Source organism: Mesorhizobium sp. M1312 (assembly GCF_040318115.1).
Classification (GTDB): domain Bacteria; phylum Pseudomonadota; class Alphaproteobacteria; order Rhizobiales; family Rhizobiaceae; genus Mesorhizobium.
On record NZ_JAMYLQ010000006.1, the window covers coordinates 49,811 to 70,155 of the forward strand.

Consider the following 20,345-nt stretch of genomic DNA (forward strand, 5'->3'; position numbering starts at 1 on the left):
TTATGATTGGTCTGACCGTCCGGCAGATGCAATATTTCGAGGCACTGGCGCAGACGCTGCATTTCGGCCGCGCCGCGAAGCTGGCCGGCGTCAGCCAGCCGGCGCTGTCCTCGCAGATCGCGGAGATGGAGCTACGGCTCAACTGCCGGCTATTCGAGCGCGGCGGCAAATCGGTGCGGATGACCGACGAGGCACTGGCCATGCTGCCGCGGATCGAGCGCATTCTTGCCGACATCCGCGAGATCGAGACCACGGCCCGGCGCGGCCGCCCGGCCATGGAGGGACGCTTCCGGCTCGGCATCATTCCGACGGTGGCGCCCTACCTTCTGCCGCATGTACTGCCAGAGCTGAAACGGCATTTTCCGGCCTTGCAGCTCGAATTGCGCGAAGCGGTAACCGCGTCGCTGGTCGAGGACACCGCCCTGGGAAAGCTCGACGCCTTCATCGCGGCCCTTCCCCTCGACCAGCCCGGGCTGATCACCGAGGCGCTTTTCTCCGACCGGTTCTTCCTTGCCGTGCCGGCCGGCGATCCCGCCTTCGCCTCGCCGCCGGTTCCGCCGGAAAGCCCGGCGCTGGAAAGGCTGATGCTGCTGGAGGAAGGCCATTGCCTGCGCGAACAGGCGCTTGCCGTCTGCGGCAGCGTGCGGCCGGTGGCAATGGCGAGTTATGGCGCGACCAGCCTGACGACGCTGCTGCAGATGGTGGCGCACGGGCTCGGCGTCACGCTCATCCCGGAAATGGCGGCTGGACCGGCCAGCGCCATGCGCGATCTGAAGATCGTGCCGTTCCAGGAGCCGATGCCGCAGCGCACGATCTGCCTCGCCTGGCGACGCAACAAGGTCCGGCATGACGAATGCGTTGAACTGGCGAAGATCATCCGGGGCCTGGATGAGGCGGTGCTGGCGGCGTGAGGTCGAGGATGTTGGTCAGAGGGTCTGAATGTGACCTCAATCTCGTTTCCAAGCTGCGAGCAAGGGCCAATGCCACCACAAACAGGGGTCTGCCGCGGCCTGCCAACCCCGGGGATCGTTACGACCGCCTTGGCATGCTGCGCAGCAGTCCTACATTCGTCATGTGAGCCAGATGAACGATTTGCGCCGACTGCTAAAAAGTCGGATGCGGAAACAGTGGCGAGGTCAGATGTCACCGGCAGCGAAACTGGTTGCGTGAAGGGCGAGTTCGCATATTCTGGTTGTGGCAGAAGAGTTTACAACAGTGGGAGGAGTAAATGTCCGACAGCAAAATCTCGCGTCGCGGGTTCCTGGAAAAATCAACCGCCATCACGGCCGGTGCGGCTGCAGCAACGACGCTCTCGGCCCCGGCCGTACTGGCGCAGGCGCCGGTGACCATCAAGATGCAGACCTCCTGGCCTGCGTCGGACATCTGGATGGATTTCGCGCGGCTATACATAGAGCGCGTCGAAAAGATGTCGGGCGGCCGGCTGAAGTTCGAGCTCCTGCCCGCGGGTGCGGTCGTGGGCGCGTTCCAGGTGCTGGATGGCGTCAATGACGGCGTCATCGACGCCGCGCATACCGTCCCCGTCTACTGGTACGGCAAGCACAAGGCCGCATCGCTTTTCGGAACCGGCCCTGTGTTTGGCGGCAGCGCCACAACCATGCTCGCCTGGTTCCACCAGGGCGGCGGCAAGGATCTCTACCGCGAGCTGACGCAGGACATCATGGGCCTCAACGTCGTCGGCTTCTACGGCTTCCCAATGCCGGCGCAGCCGTTCGGCTGGTTCAAGAATCCTGTCACGACCCCCGCCGAACTGCAGGGATTCAAGTATCGGACGGTGGGTCTTGCCGCCGATCTCATGCAGAACCTCGGCCTCAGCGTGGCGCAGCTGCCCGGCGGTGAAATCGTGCCGGCCATGGAGCGCGGGGTTATCGACGCCTTCGAATTCAACAATCCGTCGTCCGACCTTCGCTTCGGTTCGCAGGACGTCGCCAAGAACTATATCTTGTCGTCCTACCATCAGGCGAGCGAGTCGTTCGAATACCTGTTCAACAAGGACGTATTCGACGATCTCGACGACGATCTGAAGGCCATTCTCGAATATGGCGTGGAGGCGGCCAGCACCGCGACCACCGCAGTCGCCCTCGACAACTATTCGGCCGACCTGCAGAAACTGCAGAGCGAGCACGGTGTCACCGTGCACCGCACCTCCAAGGAGATTCTCGACGCACAACTCCAGGCCTGGGACAAGATCATCCCGACGCTGGAGGCGGATGCGTTCATGAAGCGGGTGCTCGATAGCCAGCGCCAATGGGTCGAACGCGTTGTCTACTACGAGCTTATGAATTCAGCCGACCTGACACTGGCATACGAACATTACTTCCCCGGCAAGCTGAAGCTCTAATTCGCGCCTCCGCTTCGGCAAATCCGGCGGTCTTGCGGACCGCCGGATTGTATCTGACGGAACCCAGTAGATGCTCCGTTACATTGCGTTCGCCGATGAACTTTCGGCATGGTTTGGAAAGGTGTTCGCCTGGAGCGTCGTCGTCATGACGCTCGGCGTGAGCTATGAGGTTGTCGTGCGATACCTGTTCAGCGCGCCGACTGCGTGGGCATTCGACCTCAGCTACATGCTCTACGGCACAATGTTCATGATGGCCGGCGCTTACACCTTGTCGCGAGACGGGCATGTGCGCGGCGATTTCATCTACCGTCTGTGGAGGCCGCGCGTGCAAGCGGCGGTCGAACTTGTCCTCTACTTCATTTTCTTCTTCCCAGGCGTCACGGCGCTGATTCTGGCCGGCTGGAAGTATGCCGCACGCAGCTTTGGCTATCTCGAAGTAAGCTCGAACAGCCCAGCCGGGATTCCGATCTTTCAGTTCAAGGCCGTCATCGTGGCGGCAGGCATCCTGCTCTTCGTGCAGGGGATTGCTCAGGTGTTCCGCTGCGTCGTCTGTCTACGAATCGGAACATGGCCGCGCGCAGCTGAAGATGTGGAAGAGACCGAAAAGGTGCTGATGGAAGCCAAGACGCTCGATGTTCTGCATCACGGTTCGGAAGCAGTCGACCTCCCATTCCTCCACCCCGACAATGAACCCGACCGCGACGGAGAAGACAGATGAGCGATCCTCAGGTCGCCGTCGCGATGCTGCTCATTCTGGTTCTGGCGATCTTCCTTGGCTTCCCGGTTGCGTTCACTTTGATGGCGCTCGGGGTCGCCTTTGGCTACTACGCTTATTTAAATCCGGGACGGATGTGGCGCGCCTACGAACGGGCGGTTGAGGATGGCGCCGACGGCTGGACGCTTACGGAGCATTGGATCGGCGGCTTCTTCAACAACCGCATTTTCGATCTGTTCGTGAATCAGACCTATTCTGTGATCTCGAACGACGTGCTGACCGCCATCCCGCTGTTCCTGTTCATGGGCTACATCGTCGAGCGGTCCAATATCATCGAGCGTCTTTTCGGCACCCTCTATATCGCCACCCGGCGCGTTCCCGGCTCCATGGCAGTCGCCGCCCTCATCACCTGCACCCTTTTCGCAACGGCTACAGGCATTGTCGGCGCGGTCGTCACACTCATGGGCCTGCTGGCGTTTCCCGCCATGCTGAAGGCGCGGTACGACATCAGCTATGCCTCGGGAGTGATCTGCGCGGGCGGAACCCTCGGCATCCTCATTCCGCCGTCCATTCTGCTCATCGTCTATGGCGCGACGGCGGGTGTTTCGGTGGTCCGCATGTATGCGGCGGCCCTGCTTCCAGGACTGCTGCTTGCCGGCCTCTATCTGATCTATGTGGTGGCGAAGGCGGTGCTGCAGCCGCAGTTGGCGCCGAAGCCGACCCGAGACGAGGTAGGGCACTATTCGGTCCTGCAAATCAGCTGGATGCTGCTGACTTCCTTCGTCCCCCTGGCGGTCCTGATCCTCGCGGTGCTCGGCGCTATTCTCTTCGGCCTCGCCACGCCTTCGGAGGCTGCCGCCATCGGCGCGCTCGGCGGCGTCGTGCTGGCCGCCGCCTACCGGGCCCTGACGTGGCAACGCCTGAAGGAATCCGTCTATCTGACAGCGCGCACGACCGCGATGGTGTGCTGGCTGTTCGTCGGCTCCGCGACCTTCGCCTCGGTCTTTGCCTATCTGGGAGGCCAGCAACTGATCAGCGATTTCGTCACCGGCCTCGACATGTCGCCGCTGATGTTTCTGATCGTCGCCCAGATCATCATCTTCATCCTGGGCTGGCCGCTGGAATGGACGGAGATTATCGTGATCTTCGTTCCGATCTTCCTGCCGCTGTTGGCTCATTTCGAGATCGATCCGCTGTTTTTCGGCGTGCTCGTCGCGGTCAACCTTCAGACGGCCTTTCTGTCGCCGCCCATGGCGATGTCGGCCTACTACCTCAAGGGCATTGCGCCGCCGCATGTTCAGCTTTCGGATATTTTCCGCGGAATGATGCCTTATATGCTGATCGTCATCCTGTGCATGGTCATCATCTACATCTTCCCGCAGATCGTGTACGGGCTGCCCAACCTGATCTACGGGGGCTGAGGACGGGGATGCCGCGGCGAATGGAGGACAATAGATGAATTTGAGCCGCTTCCTGGCCGTATTGGCGTTTGTTGTCTTTCTGGCGTTTTTCGGCGTCGTAATCCGGTTCGTCCCGCATCCCGATCTAGGCGTTGCGGTCGGCATCGGCGTCCTCCTTGCGGGCTACGATCTATGGAGCCAACTGAGGTCTCGCGCGAGGTAATCGCCGGATTGGGCGGTCGCGGGGAAGCTGCTTGGCTGCAGCGTCGATGCGGGCAAAGGGCCGAACCGTCCGCTCGGCCTGAGAACCATCAATTTCAATCAAATCCTCGTGAATTGCACCGAATGCCCGGAACCGCCGACGCCTTCCCGGCTTTGATTTTCCGGAGGAATCTGCGTCCAGAATAGGGAGCAGTGTTATGGCTTACCGTGATTACATCCATACGCCAGTGACGCCGCGCGACATCCGATGGGGACTCCAGCAGGGTGCCGTTGCGGGTATTGTCGCAGGCCTCGTCTTTGCGGCGTTCGAAATGACGGCGAGTGCGTTCATGATGGGGGCGGAAGCTTTCTTCATGCCCCTGCGCATGATCGGCGCCATCGCGCTTGGACCGGAAGCTCTCGATCCCGGCTACCCGCTCCTGACGGCCAGCATCGCTGGCGTGATCGTGCATTTGATCCTGGCCATCGCCTATGGGATCGTGTTCGGAGAGATTGCCGCAATGCTGCGTGGGCGAGCAGCCTTCATTGGTCTCGGCAGCGTCTTTGGCCTCGTCTTGTGGCTCGTCAATTTCTATGTGATCGCGCCGATCGCATTCCCCTGGTTCCTGCAAGCAAGCCCGGTCGTGCAGTTCATTGCCCATACATTCTTCTTCGGTACCGTCCTCGGCTGGTACCTGTGGAAATCGCACGAGAGAAGCGGGCTCGAAGGACCGGCGGTTTAGCCTTGCCAGCACCGACCTGGCGCAGTCGGATTGAAGCGGAAAAGACAGAGGTGATCAGCGGCGCTTCTGCTGGCATCGGGCGTGCGCTCCGCACAAGTGTACGAAGGTCGCTTTGATCGCCCGCGACCCGACGCTGCTGCGGATGGTGGCGCACGGGCTCGGCGTCACGCTCATCCCGGAAATAGCGGCAAGACCAGCCAGCGCCATTGCGCGATCTGGAGCATCGAAGTGGCAAAGATCATCCGCGCATTGGCTGAGGCGGTGTGCAATTAATCCGGTAGGGTCGAAGAAAAACTGAGCAATCAATCGACAATACGTCGCGGGCCGTCCGCGAGCAGACGCTCGGCTTGTCCCACCATGTCCTCGATCACGCGTCCAGCCGACTCCACGCTTTGGATAACTCCGGCCACTTCCCCCATCAACACGCCGGTGTTCTCAGCATCGCCAGCGTAAAAAGCGTCCCAATAGTCGCTGCTCTGGATGGCCAGCGTCGGCGCTTCAGCCAACTGACCTTCGCGGCCATGCCAGGCGGCGACAAATCGAGTCCTCAGCACGCGCGCGACGAATTCGTCTGTCGGCCAACGATAGTTGCGGGCAATGTCGACGGTTGTGGTCTTGATCGTCTTATCGCCATCGGCGGCGATGATAGCCTCCTGGATCCCGCGTGGCGCAGCGGATTCTGCAGTCGCAATGAACCGCGTGCCGACAAGCACGCCGTCGGCGCCGAGCAGCAATGCCGCGGCAAGCGCTCGACCGTCGCCAACGCCACCCGCCGCCACGAGAAGCGTCTCCGGCGCCTGTTTCGCCAGAAGATCGGCAACCTCGGGAACGAGCGTGAACGTCGAGCGGTGACCGCTGTGGCCGCCGGCTTCTTTGCCCTGCGCCACAATGACATCTGCGCCGACGTCGAGCGCCTCACGGGCGTGCAACATCGACTGAACCTGGCAGATGATAGGCACTCGCGCTTCTCTGATATGCGCGGCGAAGGGTGCAGGCGAGCCGAATGAAAGCATGAGCGCCGCGGGTTGCCGCTCCAACACGCGATCGAGCAGATGCGGCCTGGTTGCCAGCGACCAAGTGATAAAGCCGCATCCGACACGGGCGTTGCCTGCGGCGGCAAATTCCTTGTCCAGCCAAGCTTCATCGCCATAGCCGCCGCCGATCAGACCAAGCCCGCCAGCATGCGACACCGCAGCAGCAAGCCGCCCGCCTGCCATCACGCCCATCGGAGCAAGGAGGATGGGATGCCTGATCGCAAAACGCTCGGTCAGTCGGGTTTTGAGGGGCACGGCTCGCGCTCGTCAAATCATCGAAGGGATACCGAAGATGCAGCATACGCGATGCACAATAGCAGGATAGTGGTCCCGCTTGAGCCTCGAACCGAGAAATCAGACCTTTTTTAGTCGTAAGCGACTAATGGTCGCCGCAACGCAAAGCTGGCGGCTGGACGGAGCACTTGGGTGGCGAGCGACACGCTCTGGCAGCAATTTGGCCGCAAGACCCGATGGAGCGTCAACCGCGCCGCGCCGCCTCGATCGCGGCGACGTCGATTTTCACCATGGTCATCATGGCGTCAAACGCGCGCTTTGCCTCGTCGCCGCCAGCCGCCATGGCGTCAGTCAGTACGCGTGGAATGATTTGCCAGGAAATCCCCCATTTGTCTTTGCACCAGCCGCACACGCTCTCCTGGCCGCCGTTGCCGATGATGGCATTCCAGTAGCGGTCGGTCTCCTCCTGATCGTCGGTGGCGATCTGGAACGAGAAGGCTTCGTTGTGCTTGAACTCGGGACCCCCGTTGAGGCCGATACAAGGAAGGCCCGCAACTGTGAATTCGACCGTCAACACATCGCCCTCTTTGCCGGCTGGGTAGTCACTGGGTGCACGGTGCACGGCACTCACCACGCTGTCAGGAAAGATCTCGGAATAGAAGCGGGCGGCAGCCTCGGCGTCCTTATCGTACCAGAGGCAAATCGTGTTCTTTGCCATTGCGGGTTCCTTTCGCTTTGGGGCCGAGATTTCGGCCTTGTTTCCCCATCCGCTCTCTTCCGAAATAGTTAGCCAACCGCTTTTCTCCACCCCGGAAGCGTCCGTCTCGCCCGGGCGAACGCAAAGAGCAGCTTACCCTAACGTCGCTGTCGCTTTGGCCCGGGTTCCGGACGATAAGCGAAGGCCCCCCCCTGAAATACGTCGGGAATGTCTGGAAAATCCGCAAAGCAGACCAACTTTCCGACCCCTAACCAGACGACAGGCCACGATCCGGCGCCCGCAGACCTCGCCCACCGGCGCTCCAGTCCGACACGTCATGTTCATCTGCGGCTCGGAAAGGCACAGTGGTGCTATCCAGGCGTGTTCGCCTTGACGACCTTTTGGCATTCGGGCGTCAGCTCGCTCATGTGATCGGCCAGGCATTTGATGACGTGGCCGCCGCCCGGCAACACGCCCTTGCAGAACTTCTGGTAATCTGCCTGGCAGGCCTCACGCTCGGCTGCCGTCTGCGCCAGCGCCACGGTGGTTGCCATCTGAGTTGCCAAGAAAAGCACGCGCAACGCAATCCGCATGACAAACTCCCCTCAAACATGTAGATTAGCTCACTTTTATATAATGCGATATACACCTGGAAGTATATAGAGGGGGGAAATGCTTTTCCTATCGGGTAGAATCGCGCAGGCGGCAGGCTTGTTCGCCGTTACACTACTATTGTCCGCTTGCAGCGAGGAAAACACATACGTACCGCCACCTCCGCCCAAGGTCGACGTGGCGCTCCCGATGAAGCAGAGCGTGACCCCTTATCTCGAGGCCACCGGCGTTGCCGCGGCGGTGAACACGACGCCCCTGGTTGCGCGCGTCTCGGGCTTCATCCAGGAAATCGATTACAAGGACGGCGACGAGGTCAAGGCCGGCGCCCGGCTGTTCCTGATCGAGCCCGATTCCTACCAGCTGGCGCTCGAGCAAGCCGAGGCTGGCCAAGGTTCAGCCGATGCCGCCGCGAAGCAGTCCGGTGCCGACCTGAAACGGCAGCAGGAGCTGCTGTCCCAGAAAATCATCTCGCAATCGACTTTGGACCAGTCCTCCGCGGCGGCCCAAGTCGACATCGCCAAGCAGAAGCAGAGCGCGGTCGACGTCAAGCAGGCTCAACTCAATCTGAGCTACACCGAGGTCAAAGCGCCGTTCGCGGGCACCGTCACGTCCCGGGAGGTTTCGATGGGGCAGCTGGTCGGCACCGGCAGCGCCACCACGCTGGCGACCATCGTTCAGATCGCCCCCATCTACGTCAATTTCAACATCTCGGAGCAGGATGTGCTGCGCATTCGCGCCGCCATGGCGAAGCGTGGAATAACCGCGCAGGATCTCAAGAAAATCCCGGTCGAGGTTGGCTTGCAGAGCGAGACGGGTTACCCCCACGTGGGAACGCTGGACTACGCCGCGCCAGAGGTTACCGCTGCCACCGGCACGCTAGCGGTCCGCGCAGTGCTCCCCAATGAAGGCCGGGAACTGCTGCCTGGCTATTTCGTGCGTGTGCGCGTGCCGTTGGGCGTAGAGCCGGACATGCTGCTCATTCCCGACCGGGCGATCGGTAGCGACCAGAAGGGTCGCTACGTGCTCGTCGCCGGAAAGGACGACGTGGTCGAACAGCGTCCGGTTGAGATCGGCCAACTCGTCGGCGCGCTGCGAGTGATCACCAAAGGCGTCGCACCGGATGACCGTGTCCTTGTCTCCGGCCTGCTGACGGCCGTGCCCGGCCAGAAGATCGAACCGCAAGAGAAGAAACTGGAAGCGGCTGCCACGGATGGCGCGGCAAAATGATCTCCAAATTCTTCATCGAGCGGCCGGTTCTGGCCAATGCCATCGCCATCCTCATGGTCGTCATCGGCGTCATCTCGCTCTTTGCGCTGCCGGTGGCGCAGTATCCCGACGTGGTGCCGCCTACCGTTTCGGTGACGACGCGCTATCCGGGAGCGAGCGCGCGTGCGGTGATCGACACGGTGGCGTTGCCGATCGAGCAGCAGGTCAACGGCGTCGAGGGCATGATCTACATGCAGTCATTTGCTGCATCGGATGGCACCTATAACCTGACCGTCACGTTCGCGATCGGCACCGATCTCGACCAGGCGCAAGTGCGTGTGCAGAACCGTGCGTCCTCAGCCCTGGCAGCGCTGCCGCAAGCGGTGCAGGTGCAAGGCGTCACCGTTCAGCAGAAGTCGACCTCGATCCTCGAGATCGTCACGCTGACTTCGCCTGATAGGCAATATGACAGCCTTTATCTCGCCAATTACGCGACCATCCGGCTGAAGGATGAGCTCTCCCGAATACCGGGGGTCGGCAATGTCAATGTGTTCGGCGCCGGCCAGTATTCCATGCGTGTCTGGCTTGATCCCGAGAAGATGCAGGCGCGCGGCCTTACCACGCAGGACGTCGTCCAGGCGCTGGGGCAGCAGAGCGAACAGGTCACCGCAGGCCAGATTGGCGCGCCGCCGACGCCCGCGAGCCAGTCCTTCCAGTACACGATCGAGGTGTCCAGCCGCCTTGACGATCCCGATCAGTTCGGCGCCGTGATCGTCAAGACCGGAGCGAACGGCGACATGACGCGCGTGCGCGACGTCGGCCGGGTCGAGCTCGGCGCCCAGACCTATGGGCAGCTCTTCAATCTCGATGGCCAGGAGGCGGCGGGTCTGGCTGTTTTCCTGTCGCCGGGCGCCAACGCGCTCGATGTGGCCGGCAAGGTCGAGACAAGGATGAAGGAGCTGTCGCGCGAGTTCCCGCAAGACCTGGCATACTCGATCCCCTTCGACACCACGATTTTCGTCAGCCAGGCGATCCACGAGGTCTACAAGACGCTGATCGAAGCTGCCGTCCTGGTGCTCATCGTCATCCTCCTCTTCCTGCAGGATTGGCGGGCGATGCTGGTGCCGGCCACGACTGTGCCGGTGACGATCATCGGGGCGTTTGCGGCGATGGCGGCGCTCGGCTTCACGGTGAATCTGTCGACCCTGTTTGCTATCGTGCTCGCCATTGGCATCGTCGTCGACGACGCCATCGTCGTGGTCGAGGGAGCCGCTCACAATATGGAGCGCGGCATGTCGGGCCACGATGCGGCGATAGCCGCCATGAACGCGCTGTTCGGGCCTATGATCGGCATCACGCTGGTGCTGATGGCGGTGTTCCTGCCGGCTGCGTTTCTGCCCGGCCTCACAGGGAAAATGTATGCGCAATTCGCTCTGGTGATTGCAGCAACTGCCGTTATCAGCGCCATCAACGCGGCAACGCTCAAGCCAACGCAGTGTGCGACCTGGCTGAGGCGCCCGGTGCCGCCAGACCAGCGCAATGTCTTCTTCCGCGGCTTCAACACGATCTACCAGCGCATGGAGAACCGTTATGCCGGCCTGATCGGCTCCATGGTGCGTCACAGTGCGGTGATGGGCGTCATTGCGCTGCTGATCATCGGTGCGGCGGGCTATGGCATATCGCGCGTGGCCACCGGCTTCATTCCAATCGAGGATCAGGGCTACCTGCTCGCTTCGGTCCAACTGCCCGACGGCGCCGCACTTGGCCGCACGCAGGAGACGCTGCAACAGGTTTCGAAGATCGCCAAGGCCACGCCTGGCGTCGATCAGGTCGTGACCATCGCGGGCGTCTCGGCACTCGACAATAACTCGACGCTGGCGAACGCCGGCGTTGCCTACATCATCCTCAAGGACTGGGGTCTGCGCGGCAAGGACGAGGATCTTGCCTCGCTTTACGCAACGCTCAACAAAAACCTGTCCGACATGGATGACGGACGTGTGCTGGTGCTGCCGCCGCCGCCGATCCAGGGCATCGGCAACGCCGCCGGCTTCACCATGCAGGTCGGGCTGCGTGACGGCAGTTTCGACCTCGCCAAGCTGCAAGGAGCAGTCGAGGCGATAACTAGGACCGCTCAGACGCAGTCGGGCATCCAGCGCGTGGCGGCGCCGTTCCGCGCCAATGTCCCGCAATACACGGTCGAGCTCGACCGGGAGAAGGTGCAAACCCTGGGGCTGACCACGGACGAGGTCTTTCAGACGCTCGCCGGTTATCTCGGCTCGACTTATGTCAGTCAGTTCAACAAGTTCGGGCGGGTGTTCCAGATCTATGTGCAGGGCGATGCGCAATTCCGCCTGACGCCCGAGAATATCGCCCGCCTGAGCGTGCGCAACCAGAGCGGCGACATGATCCCGCTCGGCACGTTGCTGACGATCACACCAAGCGTCGGCCCCTCGCTGATCAGCCTCTATAACCTCTATCCCTCGGCATCGATTATCGGCGTGCAGGCACAAGGCTTCTCGTCCGGCGACGCGATCAAGCTGATGGAAGGGGTCGCGGCCGACACATTGCCGCCCGGCACCGGCTACGACTGGACGGCGCTGTCCTTCCAGGAAAAGCTCGTCGGCAGCCAGATCTATCTGGTGTTCGGCCTGGCGCTGCTCTTGGTCTATCTGGTGCTGGCAGGCCAATATGAGAGCTGGCTGGCCCCGATCTCGATCTTGCTGGCCGCGCCGCTGTCGCTGGTGGGTCCGGTCCTGGTCCTCAACGGCCTCGGCATCGACAATAATCTCTACGTGCAGATCGGCCTGATCCTGCTGATCGCGCTGTCCGCCAAGAACGCGATCCTGATCGTCGAGGTCGCGCGCGAGCTACGCGCCGCCGGCAGACCGATCGTCGAAGCGGCGATCGAGGCGGCGCGAGCGCGCTTCCGGCCCATCCTGATGACGTCCTTCGCCTTTATCCTTGGTGTCGCGCCGCTGGTGTTGGCGACAGGCGCCGGGGCCAGCGCGCGCAAGTCGATCGGCATCACGGTCTTTTCCGGTATGATCGCCTCGACCTGTCTCGCCGTTCTCTTCGTACCGTCCTTCTTCGTCATCCTGCAACGGTTCGAGGAATGGCGCGCCGCGCGCAAGACGAAGCGGGAGGTCACGTCCACGCTTCCCGGGTAGCAGTACGATCTTATCGCGGTCTGTCACTGGTGCAGGCTCGGATCCGTTGTCGCAGATCTCAGCGGGGAGGCCGCGTTCGACCGGGTCATTGTCGCCCGACATTGAAACAACGCCTCTGTTCTTCAAACGCGTAAGTACGAACGGGAGCCCGTTGCCCGCTCAGGCGGTCTTCGGCGCCACCAGCCCCAGTTCGTCCATCATCGCCTCGCGCATGAGAAACTTCTGCGGCTTACCGGTCACCGTCATCGGCAATTCCGTGCGAAAGCGGATGTGGCGCGGGATCTTGTAATGGGCGATCTGGCCGGCGCAAAAGGCCTTGATCTCCTGCTCGGTGGCGATCTGGTTGGGCTTGAGCACGATCCAGGCGCAAAGCTCCTCGCCGTATTTCGGGTCGGGAATGCCGAACACCTGCACTTCCCTGACCTTGGGATGGCGATAGAGGAACTCCTCGACCTCGCGCGGATAGACGTTCTCGCCGCCGCGGATGACCATATCCTTGACCCGGCCGACGATGTTGCAATAGCCCTCCGCATCGAGGGTGGCGAGATCGCCGGTGTGCATCCAGCCGTCGAGATCGATCGCCTCGCGGGTCTTTTCCTCGTCGCCCCAATAGCCCTCCATCACCGAATAGCCGCGCGTGCAGAGCTCGCCCGGCGTGCCGACCGCAACGGTCGCGCCATCGGCGTCGATGGCCTTGACCTCGACATGGGGGTGGACACGGCCGACGGTCGAGACGCGCTTTTCCAGCGGGTCGTCGACGCTGCTCTGGAACGAGACCGGGCTGGTCTCGGTCATGCCATAGGCGATGGTCACCTCCGCCATATGCATCAGCGACACCACCTTCTTCATCACCTCGATCGGGCACGGCGAGCCGGCCATGATGCCGGTACGCAGACTGGTGAGATCGAAGGACTGGAAATCTGGATGGTCGAGCAGGCCGACGAACATGGTCGGCACACCGTAGAGAGCGGTGCAGCGCTCTGCTGCCACCGCTTTCAGCGTAGCGCCGGCATCGAACCCCTCGCCCGGGAAAACCATGGTCGCGCCCTTGGTGACGCAGCCGATCGTGCCCATCGACATGCCGAAGCAGTGATAGAGCGGCACCGGGATGCACAACCGGTCGTCGACGGTCAGCCTGATCGCCGAGGTGACGAAATTGCCGTTGTTGACGATGTTGTTGTGGGTCAGCGTCGCGCCCTTTGGCGCGCCTGTCGTACCTGAGGTGAACTGGATGTTGATGGCGTCGCCGGGCTTCAGCCCTTCGGAGATCCGGTCGAGGCTGTCATGCTCGTCGCGCCCGGCCATCGCCAGCACGTCGGCGAAATTGAACATGCCGGGCGAGTTCTCCTCGCCCATGCGGATGACGATCTTCAGCGCCGGCAATTTTCTCGCCTCAAGTTTGCCCGGCGTCGCAGTCACGATCTCCGGCGCCAGCGTCTCGATCATCCCGAGATAGTCGGAGCTCTTGAATCTGACCGCCGTGACCAGCGCTCGGCAGCCGACCTTGTTCAGCGCATAGTCCAGCTCGGTCAGCCGGTAGGCCGGGTTGATGTTGACCAGGATCAGGCCGATGCGCGCGGTGGCGAATTGCGTCACCAGCCATTCCCAGCGGTTCGGCGACCAGATGCCGACGCGGTCGCCTTTTGCCAGGCCAAGCGCCAGGAAGCCTGCGGCCAGGGCATCCGCCGTGTCTGAAAGTTCGCTCCAGGTGAAGCGCTTGTCCTGTTCGAGGAAGACGGCGGCATCGAGCGTACCGTATTTGCTGACGGTGTCCGAAAGCAGCGCCGGGATGGTCTGCTGCAGCAATGGAATGGTGCGCTCGCCCGACACATGCGCCCGGCCGTCGACCGGCGCGATAAACGTGGCGCCATTGCGCGGGCGGCGGCCGCGCAGGTTGGTGGCATTCTTCAACTCGTCGAGATTGATCGGCATCGCCGTCTCCTCCGCAGACGAGGCCGAGTCTATCAGCCTGCCGGGGTGGTGGAAATCCCGTTGATGGTACTGGAGCGCGGCGATCCTCCCCCTTGAAGGGACGGTGGACAGCCGCCGAAGGCGGATGGACGGGTGGGGTCGTTGCGGCAGAGCTCGACGTGAGACGACCCCACCCGCCTCGCTCCGCGAGGCACCCTCCCCTCAAGGGGGAGGGATTGCGCCTGCCATCTTCGCCGCAATCTCGCGCAAGATTACCTCGTCGGCCGCCGCACGCGTCTTCCTCGATGCAACCAGGCAGGCCTGCGAGCGCAGGATGACGCCGTCGGCCAGCACCTTCAGGTGATTGGCCCGGAGGGTCGAGCCTGACGTGGTAATGTCGACGACGACATCGGCCAATCCCGCCGCCGGCGCGCCTTCGGTGGCGCCCAAGCTCTCGACGATCCGATAGACCTGGATACCGTGCTTTTGCGAAAAGAACTGCTGGGTCAGCCGCCAGTATTTTGTGGCGATCCTGAGCCGCCTGCCGTGGCGCTGGCGGAAATCGGCGGCGACATCGTCGAGATCGGCCATCGTATCGACATCGAGCCAGATGTCGGGCACCGCCACCACCACATCGGCGTTGCCGAAACCGAGACGGGCGACGATCTCCGCGCGCGCCTCCCAGTCGGCGAGGCTTTCGCGCAACAGATCCTCACCGGTGATGCCGAGGTCGACCGAGCCCTGGCCGATCTCGCCTGATATTTCGGACGCCGACAGGAACGCCACCTCGACGCTCTCCATGCCTTCGATGCGGGCGCGGTATTTGCGCTCGTCGCCGGGCAGGCTGACGGCAAGCCCGGCCTTGGCCAGAACCTCCAGCGCCTGCTCCTTGAGCCGGCCTTTTGAAGGGATCGCCAGCGTGATCATTGCGCCTTCTCCCGCAACGCCTCGATGCGGTCGAGCCAGACGGAGAAGCCGACGCCGGGGATCGGCGTTTTCGCGCCGAGCAGCGTCAGCAGCCGGTCATAGCGGCCGCCGCCGGCCAGCGGCCGATCGCTGTTTTGCGCCGCGATCTCGAAGACCAGGCCGGTGTAGTAATCGAGGGGACGGCCGAAGGCGGCATCGTAGCGAATTTTTTTGACTGGCAGGCCATGCCCTTCGATCGCCTTGGCACGGGCCGCGAAACTGTCCAGCGCGGTGCCCAGCGAGAGGCCAGAACCGGCGGCGAAGGTTTCGAGCGCTTTTGCTGCGCCGTCGAGCGGCACGTCGATCGCCAGAAAAGTCTTCAGCGCCGAAAACGCCTCGTTCGACAGCCGCACGCTGCGCAGCTCGGCCTTTTCGATCAAGCGCCGCGCAATGTCGGACGGCGAACGTCCGGCCGACGCCGACAGACCCGCCTGCTCCATGCCGCCGGCGATGTGCGACGAAAGCCCTTCCAGATCGCCATCGAGGACAAGGGCAGCGACCGGGCCGGAGAGCTGGCCATTGCGCGGCGGGTTGGCGAGGTCGGCAAGCGCTGCCTCCAGCATCGCCGCCGAACCGAAGGCCCGCGCCAGCCGCATCCGCCAGCCGCGCGGCAGGCCGAGCGCGGGCAGCACCGCTTCGAATATCGTCTGGTCGCCGAGCGTGACCGTTAGTGCCTGGCCCGGCAGCACCAGCGAAAGCAGCGCATGCGCATCGGCCAGCGAACGGGCATCGGCGGCGGCCGTGTCGCCGTCGCCGAGATCCTCGATGCCGGCCTGGAAGAACTCATTGCCGCCCTCGCGGCGCTGGCGAAACACCTCGCCGAGATAGGAATAACGGCGCGGCGTGCCGGCCTGACTGGCGATGTGGTCGAGACAGACCGGAATGGTGAACTCGGGCCGCAGGCAAAGTGTGAGGCCGGTCTCGCTTTCGGTGAGGAAAATGCGACGGCGCAGATCCTCGCCGGCCATGTCGAGGAACGGGTCGGCCGGCTGCAGCACCGCAACCTCGACCGCATGCGTGTTTCGCGCGGCGAAGAGATTTGCGATATCTGCGGCGATGGCCGGATAGCGGGAGGTCATGGGAACGCGAGGCGCGAGGCACCCCCCTCTGGCCTGCCGGCCATCTCCCCCTCAAGGGGGGAGATTACTTTCGTCACTGCTTTCACCCTATTTTCAAGGTTGAAAGCTAGGTGCCGGCGGTGCGGCTGCCAATCTCCCCCCTTGAGGGGGAGATGGCCGGCAGGCCAGAGGGGGGTGTTCACGCGCCACCTTTTGCTCGGTCGGCCGCCTGCGCCGCCAAAATCTTCTTCACCTCGCCAACCAGCTCGCTTTCCGCCACTGTCACCTGCGCCGGCCGGGCCGCGCGCCATTCGGCGTTGTCGGCGATCTCCGCCGACAAACGCGCGCCTTCGATCAGGTCCTTGATCTGCACCTCGCCCTTGGCGCGCTCGTCGCCGCCCTGGATGATGGCGACCGGGCTGCCGCGGCGGTCGGCATATTTGAGCTGCGCCTTCATGCCGGCGCCGCCGAGATACATTTCGGAGCGGATGCCGGCGGCGCGCAGCTCGGCCACCATCTTTTGGTAGCGGCCGAGGCTTTCCGTGTCCTTGTCCATGGTGAGCACGACGACCGGCGCGATCACGTCAGATGTGTCGAGCTTGCCGAGGTTCTTCAGCGCCGTCATCAGCCTGGAGACGCCGATGGAAAAGCCGGTCGCCGGCACCGGCTCGCCACGAAAGCGCGAGACGAGCCCGTCATAGCGACCACCGCCGCCGACCGAGCCGAAGCGCACGATCTGGCCGTCCTCATTGGGGATTTCGGCCAGAAGCTCGGCTTCGTAGACCGGGCCGGTGTAATATTCGAGCCCGCGGACAACGGATCCGTCTATTCTTATCCGGTTCGGGCCATAACCTGCCGCATCCACGAGAGCCGCAATTTCATTCAATTCATAAATCCCGGCGACCGACATTCCGTTCTCTTCCGCAGCAGCCATCATGTCGCGGCAAAGTTGCCTATTGGAGTAATAGTTCGCACTGCCTGGAAATGGCCCAGCTTCTAACTCAGCGGGAGAGGCCTCATCTTTTGAGATGAGTATCCCCGCGTTTCCACTCTGGAGCATCAGAGCACGGAGCTTGTCTGTCTGTTGTACGCTCAGGCCCGCGCCTCTAGTGAAGTCGCCCTCGCCTTCCTTGCCGCCATCCCAACGACCCGATCCCAGGAGCTGGTCGATCTCTTCTCGTGGAAACTTGTCGGCCTTATCGATCGCCCTCAGCACCTGCAGACGGCGGCCAGCATTTTCATGGCCACCAAGGCCGATCGCCTCCAGCACGCCGTCGAGCACCTTCCGGTTGTTCACCCTAATGACGTAGTCCCCGCGCTTGATGCCCAGCGCTTCCATGACGTCGGCCATCATCATCGCCATCTCGGCGTCCGCCGCCACACCCGGCGTGCCGACCGTGTCGGCGTCGAATTGCATGAACTGGCGGAAGCGGCCTGGGCCGGGCTTCTCGTTACGAAACACCCAGCCGGAGCGGTAGCTGCGATATGGTTTCGGCAGGCGCTCAAAGTTCTCGGCGACGAAGCGCGCCATCGGCGCAGTCAAGTCGTAGCGCAGCGACAGCCACTGGTCGTCGTCGTCCTGGAACGAAAACACGCCTTCGTTCGGCCGGTCCTGGTCGGGCAGGAATTTGCCCAGCGCATCGGTGTATTCGATCAGCGGCTGGTCGACCGGCTCGAAGCCGTAAAGCTCATAGACCGACCGGATCGTCGCCATCATCTTCTCGACGGCGCGGATATCATCGGCGCCGCGGTCAACAAGCCCGCGCGGCAGCCGCGCTTTCATCTTTTCCGATCTGTCGGCCATGGCATGGGTCTTTTTTTGCTAAGTAATCGATGACTTATTTCAAGTGGGCGTGTCCTAACCGAACCTGTCCGGACCGGCAAGGGTTTGCACCTTTCCTGAAACAAACCACGCGATAAACGAAACAATTCCGCCATAAGCGCGGCATCGTGCCGACACAATCGCAGCCGATAAACCCCGCCGAAACAAGGGGTTCGGGCCATGACCACGGCACGGCAATTCGACATCATCGACAGCGGCGCCCGCGATCTGCCCCGGCTGCGGCGGGCCGATAGTCATGCACCGAGGCCGGCAGGCCAAACGGCGGGACCATTCGAGGTCGCCGCGGACGAGCGCAAAGGACCGACCATGCGCGATGCGCTGATGACCGGCCTGCTGGTGATCTATCCGGCTTTTGCCACTGTGGCGGCCATCGTTGCCGCGCTTTTTCTGGCCGGCGCCGGCGCTTGAGTTTATCGCCCGTTTCGGCGGTGAGGGAGCTCACTTCGGCCGCTTGAACGCCTTGCGCTCCGCCTCGACCTGCCCGCGGCAGACACATCCCTCGAGATGGTCATTGACCAGCCCCATGGCCTGCATGAAGGCGTAGACGGTGGTCGGGCCGACAAAGCTCCAGCCGCGCTTCTTCAGCTCCTTGGAAATCCGCACCGAGACCGCCGTGGTCGGGTTGGCGCGCAGATGGGCGAGATCGACGATCTCGGGCCGTTCGTCCGGGCCGGGTTCGAACTTCCAGAACCAGGCCGCCAGCGAGCCGGCCTCGTCCGCCAATTCACGCGCGCGCTTGGCGTTGTTGATGGTCGAGACGATCTTGCCGCGGTGGCGAATGATGCCGGCATTGCCGAGCAGGCGCTCGACATCCTCGTCGGTGAAGGCGGCGATCTTATCGACATCGAAGCCGGCGAACGCCTCGCGGAAATTCTCGCGCTTGCGCAAGATGGTCAGCCAGGACAGGCCCGACTGAAAGCCTTCGAGGCAGATCTTTTCGAACAGCCTGCGATCGTCGGTGATCGGCCGGCCCCATTCATAATCGTGGTAGTGCAGATAATCCGGAAGATTGCCGTGCCAGACGCAGCGCGCGTTACCATCGGGGCCGGCGAGCAGGCCTGTCTTCTCATCCATGGCAGAATTCCATTCGTTAACGCGCCTCAGCGCTGCCTTTACCGTGGCTTTACCAGATTCCTGAACCGGCCGGTAACCACACCGAAAGGTTTACTGACAATGGAGCATTTTACGCATTCCGATTCATGTTTCGGTTGCTGCTCCGCGCCCAATGTCCGCAAACCGGGGACGTTTTGCGCCCGGCGTGTTCGACGATCAAGGTGCGTTCCGATGAAGACATTTTTGTTCCCGCTGCTCGGCGCCGCGGCCGTACTGGCCGCTGCCGCTACATCTTCCAGCGCCAATGACCGCTATGCCGACAGGCCGCCGGTGATGGTGAGCCCCGACCTTTCGGCGCCCTGGGTGCTGCAGCTTGGCCGTGCGCCGGGCATCGTCCGCCAGAACGGGCAAGAGATGCAAAAGCCGCAGCGCCGTTCTCAACGGCAGGCGCAACCGGCTCAACTGCACACGGCGGCGATGCAGGCGCCGGCAAAGAAGCGCCTGCTCGCACGCCCGCAGATCAACCCGATCTACCTGCCGCAGCAAGTCGCCTATGACGGTCCGGAGAAGCCGAGCACGATCGTCATCGATACAAGGGAGAATTTTCTCTATCTGGTCGAGAACAACGGCAAGGCGCGGCGCTATGGCGTCGGCACCGGCAAGCCGGGCTTCGAATGGGCCGGCAAGCACAAGATCTCGCAGAAGAAGATCTGGCCCGAATGGCGACCGCCGGCGCAGATGATCTCGCGCGAGGCCGCTAACGGCCGTTATCTGCCGAACTATGTCGCCGGCGGCGTCGAGAATCCGCTCGGCGCGCGCGCGCTTTATCTCGGCTCGACGCTCTACCGCATCCACGGCACCAACCAGCCCTGGACGATCGGCGGTGCCGTATCGTCGGGCTGCATCCGCATGCGCAACGAGGACGTCGTCGACCTCTATGAGCGGGTCGATGTTGGCACGACGGTTGTAGTGATGTAATCTGCAGTTGATTTTGTTGCCGATTCTGTCCAGAAGACTCTGGATCATCGGAATACGGGGGACGGGCCGTGTTGGGATACGGTCAGTCACGAAAGGGCAGCGCGATTTGCCGCGCTGCCCTTTTTGTTTCTGGGACACGATAGATTTGGCAGGGTCGGGTTTGACCGG

At 62.7% G+C, this 20,345-nt stretch carries 17 protein-coding genes; 9 read left to right on the top strand and 8 right to left on the bottom strand.

Translation table 11 applies throughout. From position 1 onward, the window contains the following. Positions 1–2: 2 nt before the first annotated feature. From NKH36_RS09845 to NKH36_RS09865, 5 genes are all read left to right on the top strand, one after another. Entirely contained in the window at positions 3–911 is a 909-nt protein-coding gene (locus tag NKH36_RS09845) for a hydrogen peroxide-inducible genes activator (protein ID WP_352957659.1), read from the top strand. A gap of 317 nt (positions 912–1,228) precedes the next feature. Continuing rightward, positions 1,229–2,359 carry a TRAP transporter substrate-binding protein gene (locus NKH36_RS09850; RefSeq protein WP_352957661.1) on the top strand — a complete coding sequence of 377 codons (1,131 nt, stop codon included), beginning with the start codon at positions 1,229–1,231 and terminating at the stop codon, positions 2,357–2,359. Positions 2,360–2,429: 70 nt separating this feature from the next. Next, a complete protein-coding gene (locus tag NKH36_RS09855) occupies positions 2,430–3,077 on the top strand; it encodes a TRAP transporter small permease subunit (RefSeq protein WP_352957662.1) in 648 nt (215 codons plus the stop codon). Beyond that, the gene (locus tag NKH36_RS09860) at positions 3,074–4,495 is read left to right on the top strand and encodes a TRAP transporter large permease (RefSeq protein WP_352957664.1); all 1,422 of its coding nucleotides are present in this window, start codon (positions 3,074–3,076) and stop codon (positions 4,493–4,495) included. Before NKH36_RS09855 ends, NKH36_RS09860 begins: the two co-directional genes overlap by 4 nt. Before the next feature lie 398 nt (positions 4,496–4,893). Continuing rightward, positions 4,894–5,418: a hypothetical protein gene (locus NKH36_RS09865; protein WP_352957666.1), complete on the top strand. Its 525-nt coding sequence runs from the start codon at positions 4,894–4,896 to the stop codon at positions 5,416–5,418. A gap of 302 nt (positions 5,419–5,720) precedes the next feature. Here the strand turns inward: NKH36_RS09865 and NKH36_RS09870 are convergent, their stop codons facing one another. From NKH36_RS09870 to NKH36_RS09880, 3 genes are all read right to left on the bottom strand, one after another. Then, a complete protein-coding gene (locus tag NKH36_RS09870; RefSeq protein WP_352957668.1) occupies positions 5,721–6,707 on the bottom strand; it encodes an NAD(P)H-dependent flavin oxidoreductase in 987 nt (328 codons plus the stop codon). 223 nt (positions 6,708–6,930) lie between these two features. Next, on the bottom strand, positions 6,931–7,404 hold the full coding sequence (locus NKH36_RS09875) for a VOC family protein (RefSeq protein ID WP_352957670.1): 474 nt from the start codon (positions 7,402–7,404) through the stop codon (positions 6,931–6,933). A 350-nt stretch (positions 7,405–7,754) separates the two neighbouring features. Next, entirely contained in the window at positions 7,755–7,937 is a 183-nt protein-coding gene (locus NKH36_RS09880) for a cysteine rich repeat-containing protein (RefSeq protein WP_473639057.1), read from the bottom strand. Positions 7,938–8,055: 118 nt separating this feature from the next. Here NKH36_RS09880 and NKH36_RS09885 point away from each other — a divergent pair, with 118 nt between their 5' ends. Further along, on the top strand, positions 8,056–9,222 hold the full coding sequence (locus NKH36_RS09885) for an efflux RND transporter periplasmic adaptor subunit (protein WP_352957672.1): 1,167 nt from the start codon (positions 8,056–8,058) through the stop codon (positions 9,220–9,222). Further along, the gene (locus tag NKH36_RS09890; protein WP_352957674.1) at positions 9,219–12,368 is read left to right on the top strand and encodes an efflux RND transporter permease subunit; all 3,150 of its coding nucleotides are present in this window, start codon (positions 9,219–9,221) and stop codon (positions 12,366–12,368) included. Before NKH36_RS09885 ends, NKH36_RS09890 begins: the two co-directional genes overlap by 4 nt. A gap of 159 nt (positions 12,369–12,527) precedes the next feature. Here NKH36_RS09890 and NKH36_RS09895 read toward each other — a convergent pair whose 3' ends face one another. The 4 genes from NKH36_RS09895 to hisS form a co-directional block, all read right to left on the bottom strand. Next, positions 12,528–14,300, bottom strand: a complete 1,773-nt coding sequence (locus tag NKH36_RS09895) for an AMP-binding protein (RefSeq protein ID WP_352957676.1) — start codon at positions 14,298–14,300, stop codon at positions 12,528–12,530. A 201-nt stretch (positions 14,301–14,501) separates the two neighbouring features. Beyond that, entirely contained in the window at positions 14,502–15,206 is a 705-nt protein-coding gene (hisG, locus tag NKH36_RS09900) for an ATP phosphoribosyltransferase (RefSeq protein WP_352957678.1), read from the bottom strand. Further along, on the bottom strand, positions 15,203–16,324 hold the full coding sequence (locus NKH36_RS09905; RefSeq protein WP_352957680.1) for an ATP phosphoribosyltransferase regulatory subunit: 1,122 nt from the start codon (positions 16,322–16,324) through the stop codon (positions 15,203–15,205). The genes hisG and NKH36_RS09905 overlap by 4 nt, the downstream gene beginning before the upstream one ends. Positions 16,325–16,502: 178 nt before the next feature. Then, entirely contained in the window at positions 16,503–18,107 is a 1,605-nt protein-coding gene (gene hisS, locus NKH36_RS09910) for a histidine--tRNA ligase (RefSeq protein ID WP_352957682.1), read from the bottom strand. Positions 18,108–18,305: 198 nt separating this feature from the next. Between hisS and NKH36_RS09915 the strand changes: the two genes are divergently transcribed. Next, positions 18,306–18,554 (top strand): hypothetical protein, encoded by a 249-nt coding sequence (locus NKH36_RS09915; protein WP_352957684.1) that lies wholly within the window; start codon positions 18,306–18,308, stop codon positions 18,552–18,554. A 30-nt stretch (positions 18,555–18,584) separates the two neighbouring features. On the opposite strand, the gene NKH36_RS09920 is transcribed toward NKH36_RS09915, so the two are convergent. After that, on the bottom strand, positions 18,585–19,220 hold the full coding sequence (locus tag NKH36_RS09920) for a DNA-3-methyladenine glycosylase I (protein ID WP_352957686.1): 636 nt from the start codon (positions 19,218–19,220) through the stop codon (positions 18,585–18,587). Positions 19,221–19,430: 210 nt separating this feature from the next. Here NKH36_RS09920 and NKH36_RS09925 point away from each other — a divergent pair, with 210 nt between their 5' ends. Beyond that, the gene (locus NKH36_RS09925; RefSeq protein WP_352957688.1) at positions 19,431–20,177 is read left to right on the top strand and encodes a L,D-transpeptidase; all 747 of its coding nucleotides are present in this window, start codon (positions 19,431–19,433) and stop codon (positions 20,175–20,177) included. The last annotated feature ends 168 nt before the right edge of the window (positions 20,178–20,345 follow it).